This is a genomic window from Prosthecobacter sp. (assembly GCF_046154365.1).
Classification (GTDB): domain Bacteria; phylum Verrucomicrobiota; class Verrucomicrobiia; order Verrucomicrobiales; family Verrucomicrobiaceae; genus Prosthecobacter.
Window position 1 is genome coordinate 15538 of the sequence record NZ_JBJXFV010000060.1, and the last position, 23035, is coordinate 38572.

Annotated in this window: 14 protein-coding genes; 11 read left to right on the plus strand and 3 right to left on the minus strand. The window is 61.1% G+C overall.

Annotated features, from left to right (window positions below; translation table 11 throughout):
• Positions 1-80 precede the first annotated feature (80 nt).
• Positions 81-1595, minus strand: coding sequence for an FHA domain-containing protein (locus ACKVY0_RS06655; protein ID WP_409214013.1), 1515 nt, complete (start codon positions 1593-1595; stop codon positions 81-83).
• Between the two features lie 187 nt (positions 1596-1782).
• On the opposite strand from ACKVY0_RS06655, the gene ACKVY0_RS06660 reads away from it, so the two are divergent.
• The 7 genes from ACKVY0_RS06660 to ACKVY0_RS06690 all read left to right on the plus strand — a co-directional run bounded on the left by ACKVY0_RS06660 (position 1783) and on the right by ACKVY0_RS06690 (position 17511).
• Positions 1783-5148 (plus strand): bifunctional serine/threonine-protein kinase/formylglycine-generating enzyme family protein, encoded by a 3366-nt coding sequence (locus ACKVY0_RS06660; RefSeq protein ID WP_409214015.1) that lies wholly within the window; start codon positions 1783-1785, stop codon positions 5146-5148.
• Positions 5149-5539: 391 nt separating this feature from the next.
• Positions 5540-6334: a DUF4058 family protein gene (locus ACKVY0_RS06665; RefSeq protein ID WP_409214016.1), complete on the plus strand. Its 795-nt coding sequence runs from the start codon at positions 5540-5542 to the stop codon at positions 6332-6334.
• 98 nt (positions 6335-6432) lie between these two features.
• A complete protein-coding gene (locus ACKVY0_RS06670; protein WP_409214017.1) occupies positions 6433-8940 on the plus strand; it encodes a virulence factor SrfC family protein in 2508 nt (835 codons plus the stop codon).
• A gap of 108 nt (positions 8941-9048) precedes the next feature.
• A complete protein-coding gene (locus ACKVY0_RS06675; RefSeq protein WP_409214018.1) occupies positions 9049-11805 on the plus strand; it encodes a virulence factor SrfB in 2757 nt (918 codons plus the stop codon).
• A 207-nt stretch (positions 11806-12012) separates the two neighbouring features.
• Complete coding sequence (locus ACKVY0_RS06680; RefSeq protein WP_409214019.1) at positions 12013-13929, plus strand: hypothetical protein; 1917 nt, start codon at positions 12013-12015, stop codon at positions 13927-13929.
• A gap of 112 nt (positions 13930-14041) precedes the next feature.
• Complete coding sequence (locus tag ACKVY0_RS06685; protein WP_409214020.1) at positions 14042-16633, plus strand: circularly permuted type 2 ATP-grasp protein; 2592 nt, start codon at positions 14042-14044, stop codon at positions 16631-16633.
• Positions 16630-17511, plus strand: coding sequence for a transglutaminase N-terminal domain-containing protein (locus tag ACKVY0_RS06690; protein ID WP_409214021.1), 882 nt, complete (start codon positions 16630-16632; stop codon positions 17509-17511). The genes ACKVY0_RS06685 and ACKVY0_RS06690 overlap by 4 nt, the downstream gene beginning before the upstream one ends.
• 271 nt (positions 17512-17782) lie before the next feature.
• Here the strand turns inward: ACKVY0_RS06690 and ACKVY0_RS06695 are convergent, their stop codons facing one another.
• Positions 17783-18031 (minus strand): hypothetical protein, encoded by a 249-nt coding sequence (locus ACKVY0_RS06695; protein WP_409214022.1) that lies wholly within the window; start codon positions 18029-18031, stop codon positions 17783-17785.
• Between the two features lie 148 nt (positions 18032-18179).
• Between ACKVY0_RS06695 and ACKVY0_RS06700 the strand changes: the two genes are divergently transcribed.
• The 4 genes from ACKVY0_RS06700 to ACKVY0_RS06715 all read left to right on the plus strand — a co-directional run bounded on the left by ACKVY0_RS06700 (position 18180) and on the right by ACKVY0_RS06715 (position 22278).
• Positions 18180-19628: a circularly permuted type 2 ATP-grasp protein gene (locus ACKVY0_RS06700; RefSeq protein ID WP_409214023.1), complete on the plus strand. Its 1449-nt coding sequence runs from the start codon at positions 18180-18182 to the stop codon at positions 19626-19628.
• A gap of 177 nt (positions 19629-19805) precedes the next feature.
• Positions 19806-20879, plus strand: coding sequence for an alpha-E domain-containing protein (locus tag ACKVY0_RS06705; protein WP_409214024.1), 1074 nt, complete (start codon positions 19806-19808; stop codon positions 20877-20879).
• Positions 20880-20903: 24 nt separating this feature from the next.
• Positions 20904-21755 carry a transglutaminase domain-containing protein gene (locus ACKVY0_RS06710; RefSeq protein WP_409214025.1) on the plus strand — a complete coding sequence of 284 codons (852 nt, stop codon included), beginning with the start codon at positions 20904-20906 and terminating at the stop codon, positions 21753-21755.
• Between the two features lie 154 nt (positions 21756-21909).
• The gene (locus tag ACKVY0_RS06715; RefSeq protein ID WP_409214026.1) at positions 21910-22278 is read left to right on the plus strand and encodes an MmcQ/YjbR family DNA-binding protein; all 369 of its coding nucleotides are present in this window, start codon (positions 21910-21912) and stop codon (positions 22276-22278) included.
• Here the strand turns inward: ACKVY0_RS06715 and ACKVY0_RS06720 are convergent.
• Entirely contained in the window at positions 22275-23030 is a 756-nt protein-coding gene (locus ACKVY0_RS06720; RefSeq protein ID WP_409214027.1) for an exodeoxyribonuclease III, read from the minus strand. The two genes, ACKVY0_RS06715 and ACKVY0_RS06720, sit on opposite strands and share 4 nt — an antisense overlap.
• Positions 23031-23035 lie beyond the last annotated feature (5 nt).

Sequence of the window (23035 nt, forward strand, 5' to 3'; positions counted from 1 at the left end):
GAGAGCACAGAGAAATACCATTGAAAATCAGTTCTCTGTGGCCTCTGTGTCTCTGTGGTAATGCATTTTTCAGCGGCTCCCTAAGACTCGACAAGAAACCGCATCTGGACCTCGCCGAGTTGAATGAGGTCGTTCGCACTCAAGGACGCTTGGTGGTAGTAGGTTCCGTTCACGCGGACGCTGTTGGCGGATTCCAGATCGGCGATGGTCCACTCGCCGTTTTTCATCGAGATCAGGCAATGGCTCTCGGACACGCTGTCGTCTTTGATCACGATGTCATTGTGCTTCCCGCTGCCGATCCTCGCGCCTTTGGCCATCACGGTATGGCGGGTTTTTTTCGCGTCGCACAACTCCACGCAGGCCGGCGGGATGGATGCATGCTCGATCACGGGCACGGACGCTCGCGGCACTGCGACCGGTTCCGTGCGCACGGCTGCGGCTTTCTGGTTCATATCTACGACGGTGCCGGTCTTGTTGCGGCGTGAGGCGAGCGCAATCACCGCCAGCAAAGCCACGCTCACCGCTCCCCATCCCCAAACGGGCATCATGGGAGTCGCTGACTCGGACGGTGAATGGGCAAACTTCACGGCGGTGGCCGGCGGCAGATCGACATGCAAAGCCTGTGCCACCACTTCGTGCGGAATCAGCACGCTCGCCTTTTTTCCAGACTCGCTCGTCAGTTCCAGCTTCACTGACGCGGCTTCCGTCAGTGCGGAGACATCCAGCAGCGCAGTGCCACCACCGTGCATCACACCGATGAGCTTCGGCCAGGTGTCGGGCGCAAGCTGACGTGTGGCCACCACTGCCGGGACATGCAGGCCATCGGTTTGCAGCGCTGCTTCTTTGAGATCGGCAAAGTAGTTTGCCTCGGTCGCCTTCTCCGCGAAGCCGAAGCTGTGAATCGGAATGCCGAGTTTCTTCGCCTCCGTGATCAACTCATCACGCCGCGCCTTCACCGCCACCGGACCGCCCGGCGTCTCGTCCTTGCCATCGGTCAAAAGCACCACGCATTTCCGCGTCTCGCTCCGCCTTGCCAGATGATCGGCCAGGCCATGCTTCACGTTTTGATAGATCAAGGTGGTCAGCGAGGCTTCTCCATCGGCCTTGATCGCAGCCAGCGCGGTATCCCGTTGACCCTGGGCAGACTCAAACGGCGACTCGACGACCAGATCCCTCGACAAGCTGGCGACCATGACGGCGTCGCCCTTGGGCAACAGCGCGAGGAAGGCACGCACCTCCGCCACACAAGCCTCCACGGTTTGCTGCCGCGCCGGATTGCTGTTGTCCACCACGATCAACCACGCGCAGTTCGCCGGGGGAATGCTTTCAAAGCTCGTCCACGAAACCGGCACGGGCTTCTGAGCGGCTCCAGTTCCAAACGTCGCCGTTGCACCGGTGATGGATGGCGTGTCCACCAACCGCAGGCTGACCTGGATCTCTTTCTTGCCGGCGACAGGCTCGATGCGGATGGTGGAGACAGCCACCCGCGCTTCCTGGACCACTTGCGCCAGAGGTTTCCCCGCCAGAACCATGCAGGTCGCCAGCAACACGAGCACAAGTGAGCCACGACTGTTTCTTTGAGCAGATTGCTTCATGAGGGGTGTGGTTGGCATAACCATCACCTAAGCCGAGTTTGAAAAGCTGTCAGCCCTCAAAGTGCCGGGAAGGCACCTGACTCGCCTCCTAAGCCGGAAAGCCAAAGCTCAGAACCAGGAGCCAGAAACTTTTTTCACCTTTCCTGTAACCGCATCGCCTGCTTTCATTAGTCCCTGGTAGAAACTCATGAGCACCGACCCTTCTACCCCTGAAAATGACGCGAACCTCAGCGGCCTGGGCCGTGCACTGCTGGAAAGCAAGGAAGGCAGCAAGCCTTCCAATCCCTGGGTGCCGCCGACTGCCGCTGAATTAGGAGAACTGCTGCCGGAGTATGACGTCGAGAAGCTGCTCGGGCGCGGCGGCATGGGCGCTGTTTACAAAGGCACGCAGAAGTCGCTCGACCGGCCGGTCGCCATCAAGATCCTCTCTGCGACGCTTGATGAAAGCGATCGAGGCTTCGCCGACCGCTTCAAAAACGAGGCGCGGGCACTCGGCAAACTGAAGCATCCAGGCATTGTCGGGGTGTACGACTTTGGGACGGCGGCGGACGGGCTGCTCTACATCGCCATGGAGTTCATTGATGGCACGGACGTGGCCCGCATGATCGCTAAACAGGGCCGCCTGCACACGGAGCATGCGATGGCGATCATCGCGCACGTTTGCGATGCTTTGGCCTATGCCCACGAGCGGGGCATCATCCACCGCGACATCAAACCAGCCAACATCATGGTCGGCTATGATGGCAACGTGAAGGTGGCCGACTTTGGCCTGGCGAAGATGACGCAAAGCGGAGAAAGCGGCCTCACCCAGAGCGGCATGGCGATGGGAACGCTGCACTACATGGCTCCCGAGGCGCTGATGCTCGGCACGGCGGTGGATCATCGTGCGGACATCTACGCCATGGGGGTCATGCTTTACCAGATGCTCACCGGCAAGCTGCCGCAGGGCATGTTCCGGCTGCCCAGCCTCCAAATCGCCGGACTCGACCCACGCTATGACGGCATCATCGCGAAAGCGCTGATGGAAGAGCGTGAGGCGCGGTATCAAACCATTGCCGAGATGCGGGCTGATCTGGACGCGATCCTCACGCAGCCCGTGGTGAAGGTGGACGCAGATGCAGGGAAAACACCGGCGGTGCTGAACACTCAAGCGCCGCCTCAACGCCCCGGCGGTTCGCACGAGATCGAGCGGGTGAAAAAACGCACATCACCGCTGCTCTGGGCGGCCCTGATCGCCATCCTGGTGCTGGGGTGCTGGGAATATCTCAGGAAACGCCCGGCTGCCACGATGTCGCCGCAGGAAGTCGGGGTCAAAGCCACCAACGTCGATGCGGTCAAGCCTCCCGCAAGTCCGCCCACTTCGGCTGCTCCAGCCACTGCTGCGGTTTTGCCGGTTCCACCAACAGCCACCGCCAGCAGTCCTGCCACTGCCACGAAGGATCTGCCCTTTGTGAACTCGCTCGGCATGAAGTTTGTGCCGGTGCCAGGGACGCAGGTGTTGTTCGGTGTCCACGAAACACAGCGGCAGCACTACGCGGCTTATGCGGCCAATGCGCCAAACGTTGAGCGTTCGTGGGAAAATCAGCGGAAGGATGGCACGCCTGTCGGCCACGAGAATGACCACCCGGCGGTCGCGACAAGCTGGCTGGACGCCCAGGCATTCTGCGCCTGGCTCAGCAAGAAGGAAGGTCGTGCCTACCGCTTGCCCACGGATCGGGAATGGAGCTATGCCGTTGGCATTGGAGAAATGGAGCAGGCGGGTACTCCCATCGAGCAATTGCACAATGGCGTCAAAAGCGAGTACCCTTGGGGCAGCACGATGCCGCCGCCGAACGGAGCCGGAAATTTCGGCGACATCACGGCCGAGCAGCAATTTCCGCAGATGCCAACCCTGGTGGACTACACTGACAACTTCGTCACCACCGCGCCTGTCGGTACGTTTCTGCCAAACAAGCTGGGCATCCATGATCTGGGTGGCAATGTCTGGGAGTGGTGCCAGGACTGGTATGACCAGCCGCAGAGTGAGCGGGTCATGCGCGGACTGTCCTGGGGCAATGGCTTTAGGACTTGGATGAACTCCTCGTGGCGTGGCCATGCGTTGCCGGCAGCTCATGATGCGACGGTTGGCTTCCGCTGTGTCATTGATTTGTCAGACGGCCAGACCATCCAGGTCGCTGATAAGCCGGTGCCTGAGAAGAAGCCGCCACCGCCTGCCTCATCAGTCACTCCCGCCACCGTGACCAAAGAAAAACCCTTCGTGAACACCCTCGGCATGAAATTCGTTTCCGTGCCAGGAACAGATGTGCTGTTCTGCACCCATGAGACGCGCTACCAGGACTATGCGGCGTATGCTGCTGCCGCCCCAGGTGTGGATCGCGGCTGGCAGGATCATAGCGCGGAAGGCTTCACCCCCACCGAGAAAAAGGAGAGCCATCCCGTCATGCGCGTGAGCTGGGAGGATGCGCAGAAGTTCTGCGCGTGGCTCAGCCAGAAAGAAGGCAAAACTTACCGCCTGCCCACGGACAAGGAATGGAGCATCGCCGCAGGCATCGGACGTGAGGAAACCTGGGAGCCAGGCACTCTGCCTGCCACTGTGGCCGCATACCACACCAACTTTCCCTGGGGCGATGCCTACCCACCACCGCCCGGCAGCGGGAACTACAGCGACGCCAGCCGTAAATCAAAATCATCGGGCCTGAACACGAACCAGTTGTTTCTCGATGACTTTGACGACGGCTTCCCCACCACCGCGCCCGTGATGAGCTTCAAGCCAAACGCGCTGGGCCTCCACGACCTGGGCGGCAATGTGTGGGAGTGGGTTGCCGATTGGGATGCGGCGCGCAATGACCGGCATGTGCGCGGTGCCTCGTTCGGTGACATGAAGACCCAGCACCTGAATTCCGCCCACCGCGCCCGCTACAAGCCCCAGACGCGCGACAGCTACTTCGGCTTCCGTTGTGTGCTCGAAGCGCCAGACGGGCAGATCATCCAAGCGGCAGCGTCTCCTGCGGACAGTCCGCGCGTCGATGGCCTGGTCGCCAACGGTGAGTGGCAGGACATTCTTGGACGGCTCGACCGGGATCGCACCTTTGTGAGTGGCGATTGGGACCGCACAGCGGACGGGCTGGAATGCACCACGCCCGTGACCAATGGCAAGATCGCCGTGGAGACCACGCCACTCGCCCACTTCGAGGCCCGCATCCGCTTTACCGCGCCTCGACACGATCGTTTGGACCTCCTGCTGCCCTCGCCGTCATCGCGTTGCGTCTTCTATTTTTGCCCTTACCGCAAGACCATGGGGGTGGGACGGAACGCCGATCTCGTCAGGCCATTAACCAAGCACACGGGGGGCGATGTGCCCCACGAAGTCCACATCAGCGTCTCTCCCGATTCCCTGCGCGTCACGCTGGATGGAGAGCTGGTCTATGAATTGTCGCCAATGGATTGGAAAAGCGAATCTAAGGCCGGCAAATACCTGCTCGGTCTCGGTCTGCATGAAGGGCAGGGCACCTTTCACAGTTTCGAAGTCCGCATCCCGCCATCTGCCAAATAACAAGGCCTTCGTTACCAATCCCTGCCGTCGCCTCAGTTTCTCCACTTGTTTTTCATCATCCCTGTAACCGCCCGCCCTGCTTTCATTAGTCCTTGGTAGAATCTCATGAACACAGACCCCTCTGCCTCAGAAAACGATCCCAACCTCAGCGGCCTCGGCCGTGCGCCCCTGGAAAGTAAGCCCTCCTCCGGCCCTTGGGCACCAGGCGGATCTCAAGGCACAAATACAACTCACGGCGTCTTCCGCGTCGTCCTCGCCCCCTGACTCAAAACCCTCCGTCCTTTCCGCTCTCACAGCATTTCTGCTCGCCAGCCCTTCCCGCCTACGCTTTCCTAGTCGCACCATCTCTCCCGCGCATTGCGGCACTCACCTCCTGCGGTAACATTGTCTCATGACCAAAAACAATCCCTTCCCTGGCATGAACCCGTTCCTGGAGCGGCACTGGTCGGATGTGCATACCTCGTTGATCAGCTACATCCGGGACGCGCTCGCGGAGGGCTTGCCGGACGATCTCAATGCGCGGAGCGAGGAACGCGTCACCCTGCATGATGACTCGGGAAAGGACTCGCCCATGGTGGCTGATGTGGCCGTGGTGGAGTCCTGGAAGCAGGGCATCCCGCCGCAGTGGCAGCCGGAAGCACCGCAGGCTGGCGGCACCATCGCCGCAGCGCCGCAAATCATCATCGTCGAGGAAATCACGGAGCGCTGGGTGGAGATCACGGATAAAAACGGACGCCTCATCACCGTGATCGAAGTGCTCAGCCCCAGCAATAAAGGCACGGACCGCGCCCTCTACCGCGCCCGCCGGGACGCCTATGTCCAGAGCCGCGTGAATCTGGTGGAGCTCGACCTGCTGCGTGGCGGCGCGCACACCGTGGCCGTGCTGCTGGAGCAGGTGCGCAAGCCTGCCGGGGCGTTTTATCTGGCCTGCGTGACGCGTGCCACCAGCATCGGCCTGCGGGAGGTCTATGCCATGCCTTTGCGCCAGCCTCTGCCAGGCATTCGCATCCCGCTGCGCCCGGAGGAGCCGGATGCCACGCTGGCCCTGCAACCGCTCGTGGACCGCTGCTACCGCATGGGCGGCTACTGGAACGCCGATCAAACCAACCTCCCCGGCCCGCCGCTGAACACCGACGATGCCGCCTGGGTGGCCGCGCAGGTACAGGCTGCCGGGCTGACTGGCTGAGATTTTTTAACTTTGGCTGTAACCCGTCGCCAGCTTCTCATTAGTATCCTGCAAACACGGTCATCACACATTCTCAAGCTCTGGCTCCCTCCCGCCGCATGTCCTCCTCCGCTCTCCTGAAGAAATCCGACGCTGTCATCGAATGGTATTGGGCGCATGGCGTCCGGCGGGATGATCCGCGTTACTCGGTGTCGCGCGGCAACTGGCTGGAAGCGGTGTATCGCGTGCGCGGCACGGCGCGGACGATCAGCAAGGGCGAAAGCTCGGCGAAGCCGGTGATGGCGCTGTGGGGGCCTTCGCAGACGGGGAAATCGACGCTGATGTCCGGCTACCTTGATGATCCTGAGGACGGACTGGGTGAACGCTCCGCGCTGCGCTGGAGCGAGGGCGAGCCGGTGCGCTACGTCGTCGGCAAGGACAAGAGCGATGCGGTCATCACGCTTAATCCCTTCAATTTCGGCTCCGATGCCTCCGGCTGCGTCTCGCGCTATGTCTTGTGCGATGCCGCGCCCGATCCCGAGCATCCTGTGGAGGTCACGCTGGCAACGGAAACGCAAATTCTGCACGCGCTGGCCGTCGGCTATCTCTCCGAGTGCGAGGAGCGCAACGCGAAGGGCGAGATCACCGCCTGGGATGCAGAGAGCTTCAAGGCACTGCTGGACCGCCAGCCATCTTCAGGCACGCCGACGCGCGCGGCCTTTGAAGCCTTGCAGCAGCTCGCAGAGACGATTGACCTGCTCATCCTCTCCGAAATCCGCCGCTACTCGAATCTCGCCTCCCAGTGGTCGGGCGCATTGCGGCCGCAGATGCTCGAATGCGAGGCGCTGCTCGGCAGCGTGCAGGCGGTGGAAAAATTCGCCGCCGAGTTGCTGTGGGATTCCTGGAGCAGCATCACGGACAGTTACACCAAGCTCGTCGCCAAACGCCGCCAGTGGGACAGCGGCATGCTGCGCTGCTCCTTCCGCACCGCGTCCATCCTGCTGGACATCGACTCCTATAAAAAATGCGCCGAGCGGCCCGAGACGCGTGAAAAGGTGATGTCGCTCACGGTGAAGACACGCGGCGGTGTCTCGTGCGTGTCCAGCATCAGCGGCGGCACCGCGCTGGCGCGTGACAACGATGACTTCGGTCAGTTCCAGGGCCTCGTATGGGAGCTGCGCATCCCCCTGCGCCACGATGTGCTGCGCGAACGCGCCCCGATGCTGTGCGACTTCCTCGAAGTAGCCGACCTGCTCGACTTCCCCGGCGTGGCGAACAACTACGGCAACGCCACGAAGCACAAGGACGGCGATCTCGCGGGCAAACCGGTCGTGATGCTCACGGAAGTGCTCAAACGCGGCAAAACGGCCTCCATCGTCGTCACGGGCGCACGCAGTCTCGACATCGACGGCTTCTCGCTGCTCATGCGTCTCGGCAAATTCCCCGCGCAGCCCGTGCAGCTCGTCGCGGGCATCAGCAGTTGGCTGCGGGCCTTTGGTCATCCATGGCCACCGCATGGCAAGGCGATGCCGCTGAACCTCATCATGACCTTTTGCGCCGATCTGGTGAACAAAGTCATGTCTGCCGGCCTGCGCGATGGTTTGCAGGGCTGCTTTGATCAGTTGAAGTCCCTCGGCCATCTCGCCGATCCGAAGGTCGTCAACGCGCTCGCCACGAACTACCCGCAGTTCAACGAATGCCACATCTTCGGCACACCCGAGGAGCAGACGACGGCGCTGGAAGGCATCGTGGCCGATGGCGCGTTCAAGGAGCGCTTTGGCGATAGCGCCCAGTCTTTCCGCGAGATGGTGGCAAACGGTGGCACGAATTACGTCTTCAAAACACTGCGGGAGCAGGCGCTCAGCTCGAATCGCGCCGCGCTGCTGCAAACCCGGCTCAAGGAGGCCGCCACGCAGCTACAGCAGCTCGTGTTGCTGCATCTGCCTGCCGAAAACGCTGTCACCGATGATCGCGACGGCGCTCTCGATGCCTGGGCCGCCAGCATCAAGGCCCGCCTGCACCAGCCGCGCAAAAACGACTTCGATCTCGACAACCCGATCCTCGTCAGCCGCCACCTGCGCGCCTTCTTGAACATCGATCCAGATGAGATCGACGATGTGCCGCTTAACGCCGCGCGCTTGAAGCTGAACTTCCGTCAGCATGTGGAAAAGCAATACCGCTCCTGGCAGTCCAAGCGGGCGCAGTACCCGCAGCTCGCTGATGTGGGCATCCCCGATGGCACGCATGCCTCACGCTTGCTCACTTACTTGATCGAGGTCGTCGATCTCGACAGCGTCGTGGCCTTCTTCCGCGACAACTTGGGCAACATCACCAGCCGCGTCGAAGGACGGCAAGCACGGCGCTTCCTCGCCATCAAGATGAGCAACGCCTTGCTGCGCGGCAGCGAGGATCAGCAGCCGCATCGCGATCCGAAATCGGTCAATGTCGTTCTGGAGGAGCTGGCGCAAATCGACGAGCAGCACAACGCCGCACCGGAGCACTCCACGCACTACCGAGCTGTGATCGAGCCTTTCTTAAAACGCCTGGAGAAGGTCAAAACGATCTCCACCGGCGCACGTCCGCCGCAGGCTGGCGATGCTGAACTCACGACGATCTCCACTCTTTGATGCCATGCACTATGAACGCGTAGCGAAAGTAGCCCAGTTGCTGTGCAACTGGAGCCTCTCCGTCGCCAAACCGCAGTTGCGAAGCAACTGCGCTACTTTTTTCCGCCCATGACCACGATCGACGTATTTCCAGACAGCGGCCATCATTATACCTTCGTGCCGCTGCTTTCCGAGGCGCTGCAGAAGTATCCGCAGTTCAAGCAGCTCTGCCAGACGGGCCGCCAGCCGTGGCGTGAGGTGAACCATCCGTGGATTCGCGCCCGCTTTGCCATGAAGGACGGCCAGCCGGGCCTGTGGGTCGCGGTGGAGAGCAATGTGGGCACCGTGCGCCGTGGCAGCATCTTCGAGCCGCGCCAGACCTGCGAACCGCAGCCTGATGCCTCGAATGCCACGCCCTACGCCGCCAGCGACATCAGCAAGCTGCCCGGTGAGGCAAAGATCATCACCTTGAAGGTGCCATCGCCGAAAAATCCCGGCGAACTCGTCGAGGCGGCGCAGTTTGAGATCATCTGGAAGCGGCCTGCCGGTGAGTCCATCGACGTGGATCTCGTCATCGACTTCGGCAACACCCGCTCAGTGGTTCTCGCGCTCGAAAACATGGATGCGCAGGGCGGCAAGCTGGCCTCCGTGTGCCGTCCGATCCGTTTCATCAAGCAAGGCTTCGATTACGAGCCCTTCACCGGCCCGAACAAGGGCGATGACACCGCCGCCATCGTTGATTCGTGGTTCGTGCTGCACGAGCCGGTGTTTTCGAATCTGGAGCCGCCTTCATCGCGCTTCCGCCCGATGGAGGAACGTGACAGCGAGGATCAGCAGGTCGGTGGCGGCCTTTTGAAAAGCCCGACGACACAAACGACTCACTACGTCACCACTCGCGTGCCGCAGATGTTTGTGGAGCTGTCTCCCGTGCTCATGGGCGACAGCGCTCGTGAAGACCTCGGCAATCTTCAGCTCGATGTCGGCGGCAATTATTCGCTCAGCTCGCCGAAGCGTTACGCCTGGGACACGGACGCCGTGGGCCGCGACGCGTTGCAATGGTGGACGATGGTGCTCAATCCCTGGAATCCGAATTCGCAGAGCCGTGTGGAACTGCCGAAGCTCGCCGGAGCCATGCTGCGCTTCCTGCCCGGCGATGGCCGCGACTGGGACATGCACGAGCCGCCGAATGAGGCCGAGGATCCTTCGCATCGCCCGTCCGCATCCCCGCAGACGCCGTCGTATCCGCGTTCGGATGCGATGACCTGGGCTGCGCTCGGTATCATGGAGCTGGCGTATCGTCAGATCACCTCGTCCGAGTGGCGAAAGGGCAACCATGAGTTCATCCCGCGCCGTTTGCGCAACATCGTCGTGACCTTCCCCTCCGGCTGGAGCCGCGAGGAGACCGCGAACTATCGCCGCAAGTGGGAAAAGGCGCTGAACATCTTCACGCTCGGCCATCTGCGTGACAAACGGCCCATTCATGAAGGCGGAGATCGCCCCGCGTTGCTCATGCACCTGGATGAAGCCGTAGCCAGCCAGCTTCCCTTCGTGTTTTCCGAAATTCGCCGACTCTACAACATCGGCGAGAACTGGATCGAGCTCGTCGGACGCGGACGCGGCACGAACGCGCGAGTGCGTTTGATGACCGTCGATATTGGCGGCGGCACCACGGACGTTTCCATCCTCGAATACGGTGACTCACTCGAAGGCGGCGGCGTGAATCTCGAAGCCAAGCTGCTGTTCCGCGATTGCAGCTCCGTCGCTGGTGACGCGCTGGCGAAGGAAATCATCGAAAACGTGCTGCTGCCCTCCATCGGCGCGAAGTTCCGTCATGATCCGCAGAAGATGGCGTGGTTTGAGAACCTGTTCTCCGGTGCGCACTCTACCGCCGCCTCACGCGCGAAATGGGGGCGCATCGTGAAGCTCGTGCTCATGCCCATCGTGCGCCAGTGGCTCAAGGATCTGGGCCGCAGCGAATACGGCAACCCGGAAACCGGCTCCGCCTGGGCCGCCGCTGAAATCATGGGCTCCGAAGGCCGCATGGTGGATGCCACCGCGCTCGCAGACTTGAATCTCATCGGTCGCGATTCACCGCTGCGCGAGGATTTGCTCGGCGACAACGATCCCATCGCCTATCTGCCGTCTGATCTCGAAGCCTGCGTCGAGCGAGTGCTCACACCGATCATCGTTTCACTAGCGAAATATGTCACGGCTTACGAGGTCGATCTCGTCACGCTCAGCGGCAAACCTTCCGAGCTGCCCAAAGTGAAACAACTCCTCGAGCACCTGCTGCCCATCCTGCCGCAGCGCATCATCCAGGCGAAATCGTTCCCGGCGGGCGATTGGTATCCGATGAGCGCGGACAACACCATCCATGATGCCAAAAGCGTCACCGCCGTCGGTGCCACGCTGTATCAGGCCATTCACAATGGCCGCATCGCCGGCTGGAACATCCGCATCGTCAGCAATCAGGAATCGCCCCGCTGCTACTGGGGCGCGATGCCCACGCGCAACCAGCCCAACCAGTTCAGCCGGCCGTATCTGGAGCCGAAGCAGAACGAGGCCACGCATCCCATCCTCATCGGCACCTGCATCGGCCGCAAAGTGCTGCCTTCCGCCACGAAGCCGGAGCAGGTCTATCGCTTCCGTTGGACGGACCGCGAACGCTTCGTCGGGGCCGCACACAACGCCACGCTGCAAGTCACCTTGAGACGCGTGCCCCCCACGCAGCCCGGTGACATGGAAAGCCTCACCATCGCCGCCGTGAAAGGCACCGCCGGTGAGCACACTGTGACCAAGGACGATGTCGAACTCCAGCTCTGCACCCTCGAAGGCGACGACTTCTGGGTCGATGCCGGCCGCTTCGAGATCACCTGGCCGGATTAGGAAATGACGAATGACGAAATCAGAATGACGAAGGAATACCCAAGCTCGAATGACGAATGGCTGGCTCTTTTGGAGTGTCAGCGTTGCCATCCGTGCCGGCAGAGTCTTTGGGAAGATTCGGTCGCGTCATCTGCTTCGTACTTCGTCATTCGACCTTCATTCGTCATTCGGAAACTCGTCATTCGTCATTTTTAACCCACACACGCCATGTCCATCGCACTCGAACCAAACAAGGGCCTTCGCTTGAAATTGGGCCGCATCTCCCCCATCCGCACCTGGCATGGCGGCGGGAACTTTTGGAGCCATGAGTTTCAGCTAACTATCCGTTCGGGCGCACTTGCGGGCTTCCTGCCACGCGCCATCGAGGACGAGGACAGCGTGCTCTTTGAATACCGCAGCGGCGGCACGGAGCAGGCCAGCACAAGCGTGGCGATCAGCAGCATGAGCGAGATTCCCGCGAAGGAACTCAACGCGCTGCGTGCCGCCGTGGATGAACTCAAGCGCAAGGCCGAAGACCCGCACTGCGACCGCACGAAGCGCCAGATGATCGAAGGCTTCCGCCTGCCCGATCCGCAGAAAGATCGCGATCTGTATCGTCTCATTGGCAAAGGCCCATCGGCGAAGCTGATCGTACTCTGGGGCATCGAACGCGAGGAAGGCAGCGCTTTGGCCCCTGGAGCCGCCGTCGATCTCATGCACACACCAGCGGGCGAGTCCGAAGCCGCCGCTCCAGTGAAGAAAAAATCCAAACTTGTCCCCGTGCTGCTGCTTCTCGCTTTGCTGAGTGGTGGTGGATGGTATTTCTGGCATCAAGGCCAGGAAAAGCTCCGGCTTGAAGCTGCGGCCGTCGCTTTGGCGATGAAGAATGCAGAAGAAGCCCGCTTGAAAGCCGAGCAGGAGCGCATTGCCGCCTTCAATGCGACAACAGCCGCGAAAGCCGCCGCCGCCAGCAGCACTCCAACAGCTTCCACCACGCCGATGACGCCCATGGCCTCTGATCCGGCCAAACCGATCGCATCAACTCCACCCAGTACGATTTCCAGTGATCCGAAAAAGAGCATGACCGCCGAAACCAAGTCGGACAGCTCCAAATCCACCGAGCCGAAGAAGTCCACGGACTCCAAGAGCACGGCCAGCACCGATTCGACGAAAAAATCGACCGAGATGCCGAAAGCATCGACTCCGACGACACCTGCCACATCAAAATCCACCACCACCACGAGCAGCACCACGGCCATCAAGCCCCTCACGGCGGCTCCTGGCACCATCGTGCGCAACAGCAGCGGCGTTGTCACCGGTGTGTTCGGTAGAGACGGCAAGGTCGCGCTCGCCAATCCAGGAACCACCGTGAGCAAGGACGGCAAAGTGACCACACACACACCCGGGACGGTCATTCGTGGCAGCAGTGGTGCCTGCACCGGTGTTTGTGACAAAGACGGCAAGGTGATCCCCGCCAAACTCGGGCGGATCATCGAGGACGCGAAAGGTACGCTCAAGAGCGGCCCGCCCGGCACCCTCATCCGCGACAGCAAAGGCGTGATTACCGGTGTGTGCGATGCGGATGGAAAAATCGTCTCAGCCGTACACGGCACCGTGCTCGACAAAGAGGGCAAGATCACCACCAGCGCTCCCGGAACCGTTCTGCGCGACAGTTTTGGCACCGTCACTGGTGTGGCCGATGCCGACGGCAAAATCGTCAGCGCCGCGCCCGGAGCGGTGCTGGACGATGACTCGATCAAAAGCACTGGGATTGGCAACACGGATGCCGCAGCCCCGTCCGGCTCAGTCACCACGCCGATGACCAGCCAAGGCCCGCCTCCGGCTGGTATTTCATCCCTCAGCGTCGTTTCCACCAGCCTTTCGCCCGTTTTGGGCAACGGCAATGTCGAAGTATTGCTCAACGTCGTCGCCCGTGACAATAACGGGGCGGTGGTGAATGCCCCATTGATCAATGCCTGGAAGGTGGACGGCCAGTTGATGTCCAAACCCGACGGCACACCCGCCGACGGCCCTGTGCTGCCCGTCTCACTGCCGCCCGGCACGCACAGCATCAGCACCGTGGGCAAAGGTGCGGACGGCCAGCCCTACCAGACCGACGCTGAAGTCACCGTGACGCCGAAATAGTGAGCCGGGCTGATCTTCTGGCACACCCCTTGCGTTGCGAGATAAGAAAGAGGATGCAGTACGCGAAACGGTTTCTACTGTCGGCAGCGCCGTCCCTTCCAACCTCCACGCATTGATCTTCCAATCGCAAAACTCCAACATCGCCGCCGCAGCTCCACCACGGGTCGCGGCACCGCGTGTGGACGCTCCTGACGCCGCCAGGCATTACGATGAACTGCGTGATGAGACGGGCAAGGTGCGGGCGCATTACGAGCAGGTCATCACGGACCTGCAACGGCGTGATTCGGCCGGAGTGAAGCGCATGTCCGACACCGCGCGGCGTTTGCTGGCGGAACGTGGCGTGACCTTCAATGTGTATGATGACAAGGGCATGGATACGCCGTGGACGATGGATCCGGTGCCATTTGTCATCTCCGCGCGTGAGTGGGAGGGCATCGAGAAGGCGCTGATCCAGCGGGCGACACTGCTCAATGCGATCCTCACGGACAGCTACGGCCCGCAGCAGTTGATTCGTAAAGGCGACATGCCGGCGGCGATGGTGCTCGCGCAGCCGGCCTATCTGCGACCCTGCCACGGCATCAAGACGCCGCACGCGAAGCCGCTGCAGGTTTATGGCGCTGACCTGGCTCGTGCGCCGGATGGTCGCTGGTGGGTGATCGCCGACCGCACGCAGATCCCCACCGGCGCTGGTTATGCGCTGGAGAACCGGCTGATCACCTCACGCCTCTTGCCGGACGTATTTCGTGATGCACGGGTGCGCCGCCTGGCCGGATTTTTCCGGCAGATGCAGCAATCCCTCGCCGCGCTGGCACCACGGCCTGCCGGTGAGCCACGCGTCGTGCTGCTGACGCCGGGGCCGTATAATGAGACGTACTTCGAGCAGGCCTACCTCGCCCGCTATCTTGGTTACACGCTGGTTGAAGGCGAAGATCTCACCGTGCGCGATGACCGCGTCTATTTGAAGACGCTCAGCGGCCTGGAGCCGGTGGATGTGATCCTGCGTCGGGTGGATGACGATTTTTGCGATCCGCTGGAGCTGCGCAATGACTCCATGCTCGGTGTTCCTGGCCTCGTGCGTGCCGTGCGCGCGGGCAATGTCTCGCTCGCGAACGCCCTTGGCTCTGGCTTGGCCGAAGCGCCGGCGATGATGGCCTTCCTGCCCGGTTTGTGCCGCAAACTGCTTGGCGAAAATCTGCTGATGCCCTCCGTGGCAACGTGGTGGTGCGGCCAGGAGCGTCCGCGTGGTGAGATGGAGAAAAATCTCGACCGGCTGGTCATCAAAAGCGCCTTTCGTGCGCGTGGTCGCGAAGTTCACTTTGGCGAGAGCCTTTCGACTGCCCAACGTGCCGCTTTCATCGAACGCATGCGCTTTGCGCCGGATCGCTGGGCCGCGCAGGAGAAAATAACCTTCTCAACGGCACCGACGTGGGAAGATGGCCGTCTCGTGCACAAGCCAGTGAGCGTCCGCGTGTATCTCGTCGCGACGGCGGACGGCTACATGGTCATGCCGGGTGCGTTGACGCGTGTGGCGGCCAGTATCGACTCGCCGCTCGTTTCGATGCAGAAAGGCGGCAGCAGCAAGGACACCTGGGTGCTCAGCGATGGCCCGGTGGAAAACGTCACGCTGCTCACCACCACGCGTACGCCGGTGGAACTGCGCCGCGTCGGCCACAATCTGGGCAGTCGTGTTGCGAATCATTTGTACTGGCTCGGTCGTTATGCTGAGCGGGCGGAATCCAGCGCCCGGCTGCTGCGCTCCACGCTGCTGCGTTGTTCACCTGAGAGCGGCATGAGCGAAACACCGCTGCTGCTGCCGCTGCTGGAGGCCCTGCGCAATCTGCGGGTGCTGGATGATGTGGCGGACACCGCCGTGCTGGCCGCGCAGCAGGAGCAGCTCGAAGCCCGGCTGCTACAGGCGGTGTTTGACCCTGAGCATCCTGCCTCCATCCGCTCCAGCGTTACGCACATCCAGCGCATCGGCATTCTGCTGCGGGATCGTATCTCCGTCGATACCTGGCGCGTCATCAGCCAGCTCAGCGATGCCTTGGACACCTTCGATCATCCGCCCAGCATCTCGCCGGTGTCTGACACGCTGAACGTGCTCACCCGCGTCATCCTCGAACTCGCCTCCTTTCATGGACTGGCCAAGGAAAACATGACGCGCGCCCAAGGCTGGATGTTCCTCGACACCGGACACCGCATCGAGCGCACCACCTACATCTGCGAGCTGCTCAGCGCCGGACTGCGCTCCACGGATGCGGAAAATCCCAGCCTGCTCGAGGCCATACTTGAAGTCGGCGACAGCACGATCACCTACCGCAACCGCTACAGCCTGCTGCCGCAGCTCGCCGCCGTGTATGACCTGCTCATGCTCGACGAACTCAATCCCCGTGGCCTGCGCTTTCAGTTTGAGCGTATCGAGCAGCATTTCGAGCTGCTGCCGCGTGAACAAAACTCCGCGCTGCTCACGCCGGCGATGCGGGTGCTCCTGGAAAACAACACCAAGCTGCAACTCTGCGATCCCACCGAGCTGGCACGCGTCGAGCCGGGCACTTGGTCGCAGACGCAGGTCGCGAAACTCCTCAACCAGCTCATTGAGGCCATGCCAGCGCTGAACGATGCGCTGACCGCCGGTTACTTCGCGCATTCCACCATCAGCAGCAGCGAGTCTGAGCCTGCCACCGAACTGACGCCCACGCGATGAACTACCGCATCACGCACCGCACCACGTATGCCTACAGTTCGCGGGTGGCGGTTTCGCATCATGCCGCCCGTCTGCGTCCGCGTGACACGGACACGCAGCGCTGCATCGAATTCGGCCTCAGCTTCGATCCCGAGCCCGATTTGCTCACCGAGCACACCGATTCCTTTGGCAACCAAGTTGCGTGCTTCTCCATTCAAAAGTTGCATGCGCGGTTTGAAGTCGTCTCGCGCAGTTTGGTGACGCTGGCACCCGTGTTACAGCCTGATCCGGCGCAAACGCCGCCGTGGGAGCAGGTGGCTGCGTTGTTTCGTGATCCAGTGCCCGTGGATCTGCTGGATCCCTGCCAGTTCGTGTTTCGCAGCCCGTTGCTGGTGCATGAAATGCCGCTGCGTGACTTTGCGCTGCCTAGTTTCAAGCCTGGCCGCCCAGTGCTCGCCGCCGTGGCGGATCTTTGCAGCCGCATCCATCGTGAATTCGTGTTTGACCCGAAGGCGACGACGATCAGCACGCCGCTGGCCGAAGTGTTGGAAAAGAAGCGGGGTGTCTGCCAGGACTTCGCACATCTCGCCATCGCCAGCCTGCGGGCGATGGGGCTGCCCGCCCGGTACATCAGCGGCTACCTGCGCACGCATCCGCCTGCGGGCAAACCGCGGCTGGTGGGTGTGGATGCCTCGCATGCCTGGGCGGCCTGCTTCGTTCCCGGCTTCGGCTGGGTTGATTTCGATCCCACCAACGACTGCTTCACTTCGCTCGATCACATCACCGTCGCCATCGGTCGTGACTTCTCCGATGTGAGCCCCGTGCGCGGCATCATCACCGGTGGTGGCAAGCACAGCGTGGAGGTCGGCGTGGATGTGGAGCCGGTGGGCGGAGCGTGATCATTAGCGTGGGCTTCATGCACTCCTTCTCGGCCTGAAAAGCCGGAGGATTCCATCCCAGGGCGAAAGCCCTGGGATTACGCGGGGCCATCTGGAACGAGGTAATGCGCTCTGCAAGAGCGCGGGAGAGCAGCCGCAGCCGCTCCTGCGCTCCTTCGGAGCGCGACCTTCGCTGCACGCTCGTAACTGCTCCGCCAAACCCAGGGCTGCACTCGCCAAGGCTCGCTTGCCCTGGGCTGGGATCCTTTGCGCCGTTGGCGCAGATCGAAACTTACGCTCGCAGGGCCACGGCCATGTCCACTGGCGCTTCTTCAGGATGCTCGGTGAGCTGGGTGATGAGCGGCACGGATAGGCATTTTTTACCACGATGACTGCCCACCACGATCAAGGTGCGAAAATCCGGCGTGAACATCATCCATTTCGGATGCCGCACCATCACGGCATCACCATCTGCCATGCGTACTTCAAACGGCACAAACGGCTGCGCCTCGGAAAACTCGATGATTTCATCAATGATCATGCCGCAGGCTAGGCCGTTGGATTCAGTTCTTCAACAATAAATCCAGACCGCCTTACGTGAGTTGGAACACCAAGGCCCAAGCCAAGGCGACCAAGTGCTGTTTGCAATGCTTTCAAACTCTGGCACAGCCTCTGCTTATATAACTCCCATGTCGTCTCTGTTTAACGACTACCAACCAGGTAGCTTCTTCGATGAAATGTTTTCCGCGCCTGCGGCTGCCAGAGGGCATTACTCCGGCATCATGGGCAGCATCGGCACGCTTACGCCTGCGGAATACGCCACTCGCCAGCGCACCGCTGACGCGGTTTTCCTGCGGCAAGGCGTGACCTTCACTGTCTATGGCGATGATCAAGGCACGGAGCGCATTTTTCCCTTCGATCTGATGCCGCGCATCATTCCGCATCAGGAGTGGGAGCGTGTGGAGTCTGGCCTGATCCAGCGCATCACGGCGCTGAATCTGTTTCTGAACGACGTGTATCACGGCCAGAAAATCATCAACGACGGCATCGTGCCGCGTGAACTCGTCGAGTCCGCCTCGCACTTCCGCCCGGAATTCATGGGAGTCAAAGTCCCACACGGCATCTACATCCACATCTGCGGCACCGACCTCGTGCGCGATGGCAAAGGCGATTATTACGTGCTCGAAGATAACGGCCGCTGCCCCTCCGGTGCCTCCTACATGCTGGAGAATCGTAACGCGATGAAGCGCACCTTCCCCGGCTTGTTGCAATCGCTGCCGGTGCGTCCCGTGGATGCCTACGGCTCGATGCTGCGCGAAACTTTGGCCCATCTGGCTCCGCCGAGTGTCATTGATCCGAATATCGTCGTCCTCACACCCGGTGTGTTTAACAGCGCCTACTTCGAGCACTGCTATCTCGCCAAACAAATGGGCGTGCCCATCGTTGAGGGTCGCGATTTGGTGGTGAAGAACGATCGCATCTTTATGCGCACGACCAAGGGCTTGCAGCAGGTGCACGTCATCTACCGCCGCATCGACGATGACTTCCTTGATCCGCTGGTCTTCCGCAAAGACTCGCTGCTCGGCGTTCCAGGCCTCGTGAAGGCCTATCAAAACGGCCATGTGGCATTGGCGAACTCCATCGGCACCGGTGTGGCGGATGACAAGGCGGTGTACGCTTTGGTGCCGAAGATGATCAAATACTACCTCGATCAGGATCCCATCCTACCGAACGTGACCACCTACCTCGGCATTGATCCGAAGGAGTGTGAGTACATCCTCGCCAACCTGCCCAATCTCGTCGTCAAGGCCGTGAACGAATCCGGCGGCTACGGCATGCTGATGGGTCCGCATTCTACCAAGGAAGAACAGGCTGAGTTCGCCAAACGTATCGCAGCGAATCCGCGCAACTACATTGCTCAACCGGTGCTGCAACTCTCACGTCATCCCGTGTTCCAGGGCGATCACTTTGAAGGCCGCCACATCGATCTGCGCCCCTATGTGCTCTATGGCGACCGCATTCAGGTCGTTCCCGGCGGTCTGACCCGTGTGGCGCTCAAAAAGGGCTCGCTCGTCGTCAATTCCAGTCAAGGCGGCGGCAGCAAGGACACTTGGGTGCTGTGGGATGATCAGGAATGACGAATGAGTAAATCCGAATGACGAAAGAAACCCGAAATCTGAAGCACGAATGCCCCCCAGTCCTCACCACTCGACAAAACACGCCAATTCGACATTCGGGTTTCGTCATTCATTCGTCATTCGTGCTTCGACATTCGTCATTTCCAGCTCCGCAAACACACTGAACTCCATTTCCACATGTTAAGCCGTGTCGCCGACAGCATTTACTGGATGGCACGCTACATGGAGCGTGCTGAAAACCTCTCCCGCCTGCTGCTTTCCACACAGGATCTCCTGCTCGATGCCGGAGAAGAAGCCGCCGACGAATCGCAGTTCTGGGGCCCCATTTTGATGACCACCGGCGATGAGGAGCGCTACGAGAAAACTCACAGCACCATCGAAGGCGAACTTGTGGCCGACTTCCTCGCGCTGCGTGCCGACAATCCCAATTCCATCCTCAACTGCGTCCGGGCCGCACGTGAAAACGCCCGCACCGTGCGTGACCAGATCTCTGACGAACTGTGGGAGTGCATCAACGGCCTGCGTCTCTTTCTGGAGTCTCCCGAAGCTGCTGCTCTGCATCAAAACCAGCGCGCCTCGTTCTATGAGAAGGTGCTCGTCGCCTCGTATCAATTTCAAGGCATCGCCGCCTCCACCACGCCGCGTGATGAGAGCTGGCATTTCCTGCGCCTGGGCCTCTGTCTCGAACGTGCGGACAAAACGACACGCCTGATCGACACCTGCTCCGCCATCTCCATGGACATGCCGCCGAATCCGCTGGCCCGGCCGCTGCGCTGGGCCGCGCTGCTGCGTTCCAGCTCCGCCTGGCATGCCTTCCAGGCCTACAGCAGCAACAAGCTCGATCCCGTCAACATTGTCGAGTATCTCCTGCTCAACGACACCTTCCCGCGTTCGTTCGCCTGGTGCATTGAGGCCATGCATACCGCCCTCATCGCCCTGTGCGGCAATGGCCGTCTCGAAGACATGAAAGCGCCCGTTCGTCTGCTCGGCCGGCTGCGTGCCGACATCGCCTACATGACGATGGATGAAGTGCTCAAAGAAGGCCTGCACGAGTTCATCGACCGCCTGCAATGCAAGCTTAATGACATCGGTGCCTCCTTCTTCCAGACCTTTGTACTCTATGGGGACAGTACGCCCGAGATCGACGACACCTCTCCCGCGCCCTCGCTCCCACCCGGAGCCTGGCACACCAGGGTGGATGCCAACATGCAGATTCAGCAGCAGCAACAGCAGCAGCAACAGCAGCAGTGATCCTTCCGACCGCCGCCGCCTGCCATGCGTTTCCGAGTCTTCCACCGCACGCGCTACGTTTACCGCGCGCCTGTGCGTGACAGTTACAACGAGGTGCGCCTGCGCCCCGCCACGGATGACAAGTCACGCCTCGAGTTTTTCCTGCTGAAAACCCATCCGCCGGTGCGCTTGCAGCACTTTCGCGACAACTGGTTCAACTACGTCCACTTCTTCGACCTGCCCGAGCCGCATTCCAGCCTGACCATCGAGGCGCAATCGACCATCAACACCACCAGTCCTTATGAGGACGGCAAACCGCTCGGCGTCACGTTCGCCGCGCTCAAGGCAGACCTGGACGACATGGTGCAGCCCTTTCTCGGCAGCAGCAGATATGTGGACCTCAGCCCCGAGGTCTGGCGGCTCGGCATCGACATCCGTGATGAGAGCGATGATGTCTTCGAGGTCGCCGCAGCCGTGATGCACCACATTTTCCGCGAGTGGAGCTACGCGCCAAACACCACCAACTCCTCCACGCACATGAACGAGGTCATGGCCACCAAACGCGGCGTCTGCCAGGACTTCGCCCACGTCATGATCGGCATCTGTCGCTCGCTCGGCATCCCAACGCGTTATGTGAGCGGTTATCTTTACAACGGCCCCGATTCCCACCTGCGCGGGGCCCAGGCCTCGCACGCGTGGTGCGAAATTCATCTCCCCGGCAAAGGCTGGTTCGGCCTCGACCCCACCAACGACACCCTCGCCGACGAACGCCACATCAAAATCGCCACCGGTCGCGATTACCACGACGCCGCCCCCGTGATGGGCCATTTCGACGGCCCGCCCGGTGCCACCTCCGACTTGCAGGTCGAACTGGAAGTGCGCCGCACGGATGGGTAAAACAGTTCTAACTGTGCAACGAACCGCTATGACAAAAGTAACAGAGGTCGCGACATTGGAAATCTGAGCTTCAGCTCTGGAAACGCCTGCTCGAACCCGTCACGCACCAACCCCTGTTGATCGGCGGGCAGGACGGATGTTAGGTCATCGCATCATGGATCTGCCCGATGTCACCGCCCATTGCCTCAGTCTGCCCGGAGCCGAAGAAACGACGCCGTTTGGACCTGAGGCGCTGGTGTACAAAGTCGGCAGCAAGATGTTCGCCGTCACCGTGCCGGAGGATTTTCCGCCGCGCATCAACCTCAAGTGCGATCCTGAACGCGCCATCGAGCTGCGGGACGAACACAAGGCCATCAAACCCGGCTGGCACATGAACAAGCGTCATTGGAACACCGTCGTGCTCGATGGCAGCCTGCCACCGAAGCTCGTACGCGAGTTGGTCGAGCATTCGTATCAACTCGTGGCCGATGCGCTGCCAAAGAAAGTGCGTGAGAACTTGAAACGTAAACCGGCGAAGCGTTAGCCCACCACCAACTCCACCGGACAATGATCGCTGCCATGTACGTCATCACGAATCGTGCATGACTTGAGCGCAGGCTTCAGTTTTTCCGAGGCGAGCCAGTAATCCAACCGCCAGCCAATATTCTTCGCACGCGCATCGGGTGTGCGTTGCGTCCACCAGGTGTAGCGGCCGGGGCTGGGATCAAACTGGCGGAAGACGTCGAGGAAGCCGGCATCGAGATGCTTGGTGAAGCTGGCGCGTTCAGCATCGCTGAAGCCGGGATTCATGCGGTTCGATTTCGGATTGGCGAGATCGATCTCCTGATGGGCGCAATTGAGGTCGCCACAGGCGATGACTGGTTTGATCGTTTCGAGTTTCTTCAAATACGCGCGGTAGGCATCGTCCCAAGTGAGCCGGTAGGGGAGACGGGCGAGTTCGGCCTGGGAGTTCGGCGTGTACACATTCACGAGGTAGAAATCCGGGAACTCGGCGGTGATCAGGCGACCTTCACGGTCATGATCGTTGATGCCGAGGCCGAGTGTCGTCGTTTTAAACGGCACACGGCTGAGAATGACCGTGCCGGAGTAGCCTTTCTTCTCCGCGCTGTTCCAGACAGCGCTGTAGCCGCTGAACCAGCCGAGATCGACCTGCTCCTGCTGCGCCTTCGTTTCTTGGAGGCAGATGACATCGGCATCGCCCGTGAGCAGATATTCACGCAGGCCTTTGTTCAAGGAGGCACGAATGCCGTTGACGTTCCAGGAGGTGAGTTTCATGGGCG

Coding starts and splice junctions, on each gene's coding strand:
- ACKVY0_RS06680 (WP_409214019.1), top strand. CDS start 12,013: ATGTCCATCGCACTCGAACCAAACAAGGGCCTTCGCTTGAAATTGGGC.
- ACKVY0_RS06670 (WP_409214017.1), top strand. CDS start 6,433: ATGTCCTCCTCCGCTCTCCTGAAGAAATCCGACGCTGTCATCGAATGG.
- ACKVY0_RS06665 (WP_409214016.1), top strand. CDS start 5,540: ATGACCAAAAACAATCCCTTCCCTGGCATGAACCCGTTCCTGGAGCGG.
- ACKVY0_RS06700 (WP_409214023.1), top strand. CDS start 18,180: ATGTCGTCTCTGTTTAACGACTACCAACCAGGTAGCTTCTTCGATGAA.
- ACKVY0_RS06720 (WP_409214027.1), bottom strand. CDS start 23,030: ATGAAACTCACCTCCTGGAACGTCAACGGCATTCGTGCCTCCTTGAAC.
- ACKVY0_RS06675 (WP_409214018.1), top strand. CDS start 9,049: ATGACCACGATCGACGTATTTCCAGACAGCGGCCATCATTATACCTTC.
- ACKVY0_RS06705 (WP_409214024.1), top strand. CDS start 19,806: ATGTTAAGCCGTGTCGCCGACAGCATTTACTGGATGGCACGCTACATG.
- ACKVY0_RS06715 (WP_409214026.1), top strand. CDS start 21,910: ATGGATCTGCCCGATGTCACCGCCCATTGCCTCAGTCTGCCCGGAGCC.
- ACKVY0_RS06695 (WP_409214022.1), bottom strand. CDS start 18,031: ATGATCATTGATGAAATCATCGAGTTTTCCGAGGCGCAGCCGTTTGTG.
- ACKVY0_RS06660 (WP_409214015.1), top strand. CDS start 1,783: ATGAGCACCGACCCTTCTACCCCTGAAAATGACGCGAACCTCAGCGGC.
- ACKVY0_RS06710 (WP_409214025.1), top strand. CDS start 20,904: ATGCGTTTCCGAGTCTTCCACCGCACGCGCTACGTTTACCGCGCGCCT.
- ACKVY0_RS06655 (WP_409214013.1), bottom strand. CDS start 1,595: ATGAAGCAATCTGCTCAAAGAAACAGTCGTGGCTCACTTGTGCTCGTG.
- ACKVY0_RS06690 (WP_409214021.1), top strand. CDS start 16,630: ATGAACTACCGCATCACGCACCGCACCACGTATGCCTACAGTTCGCGG.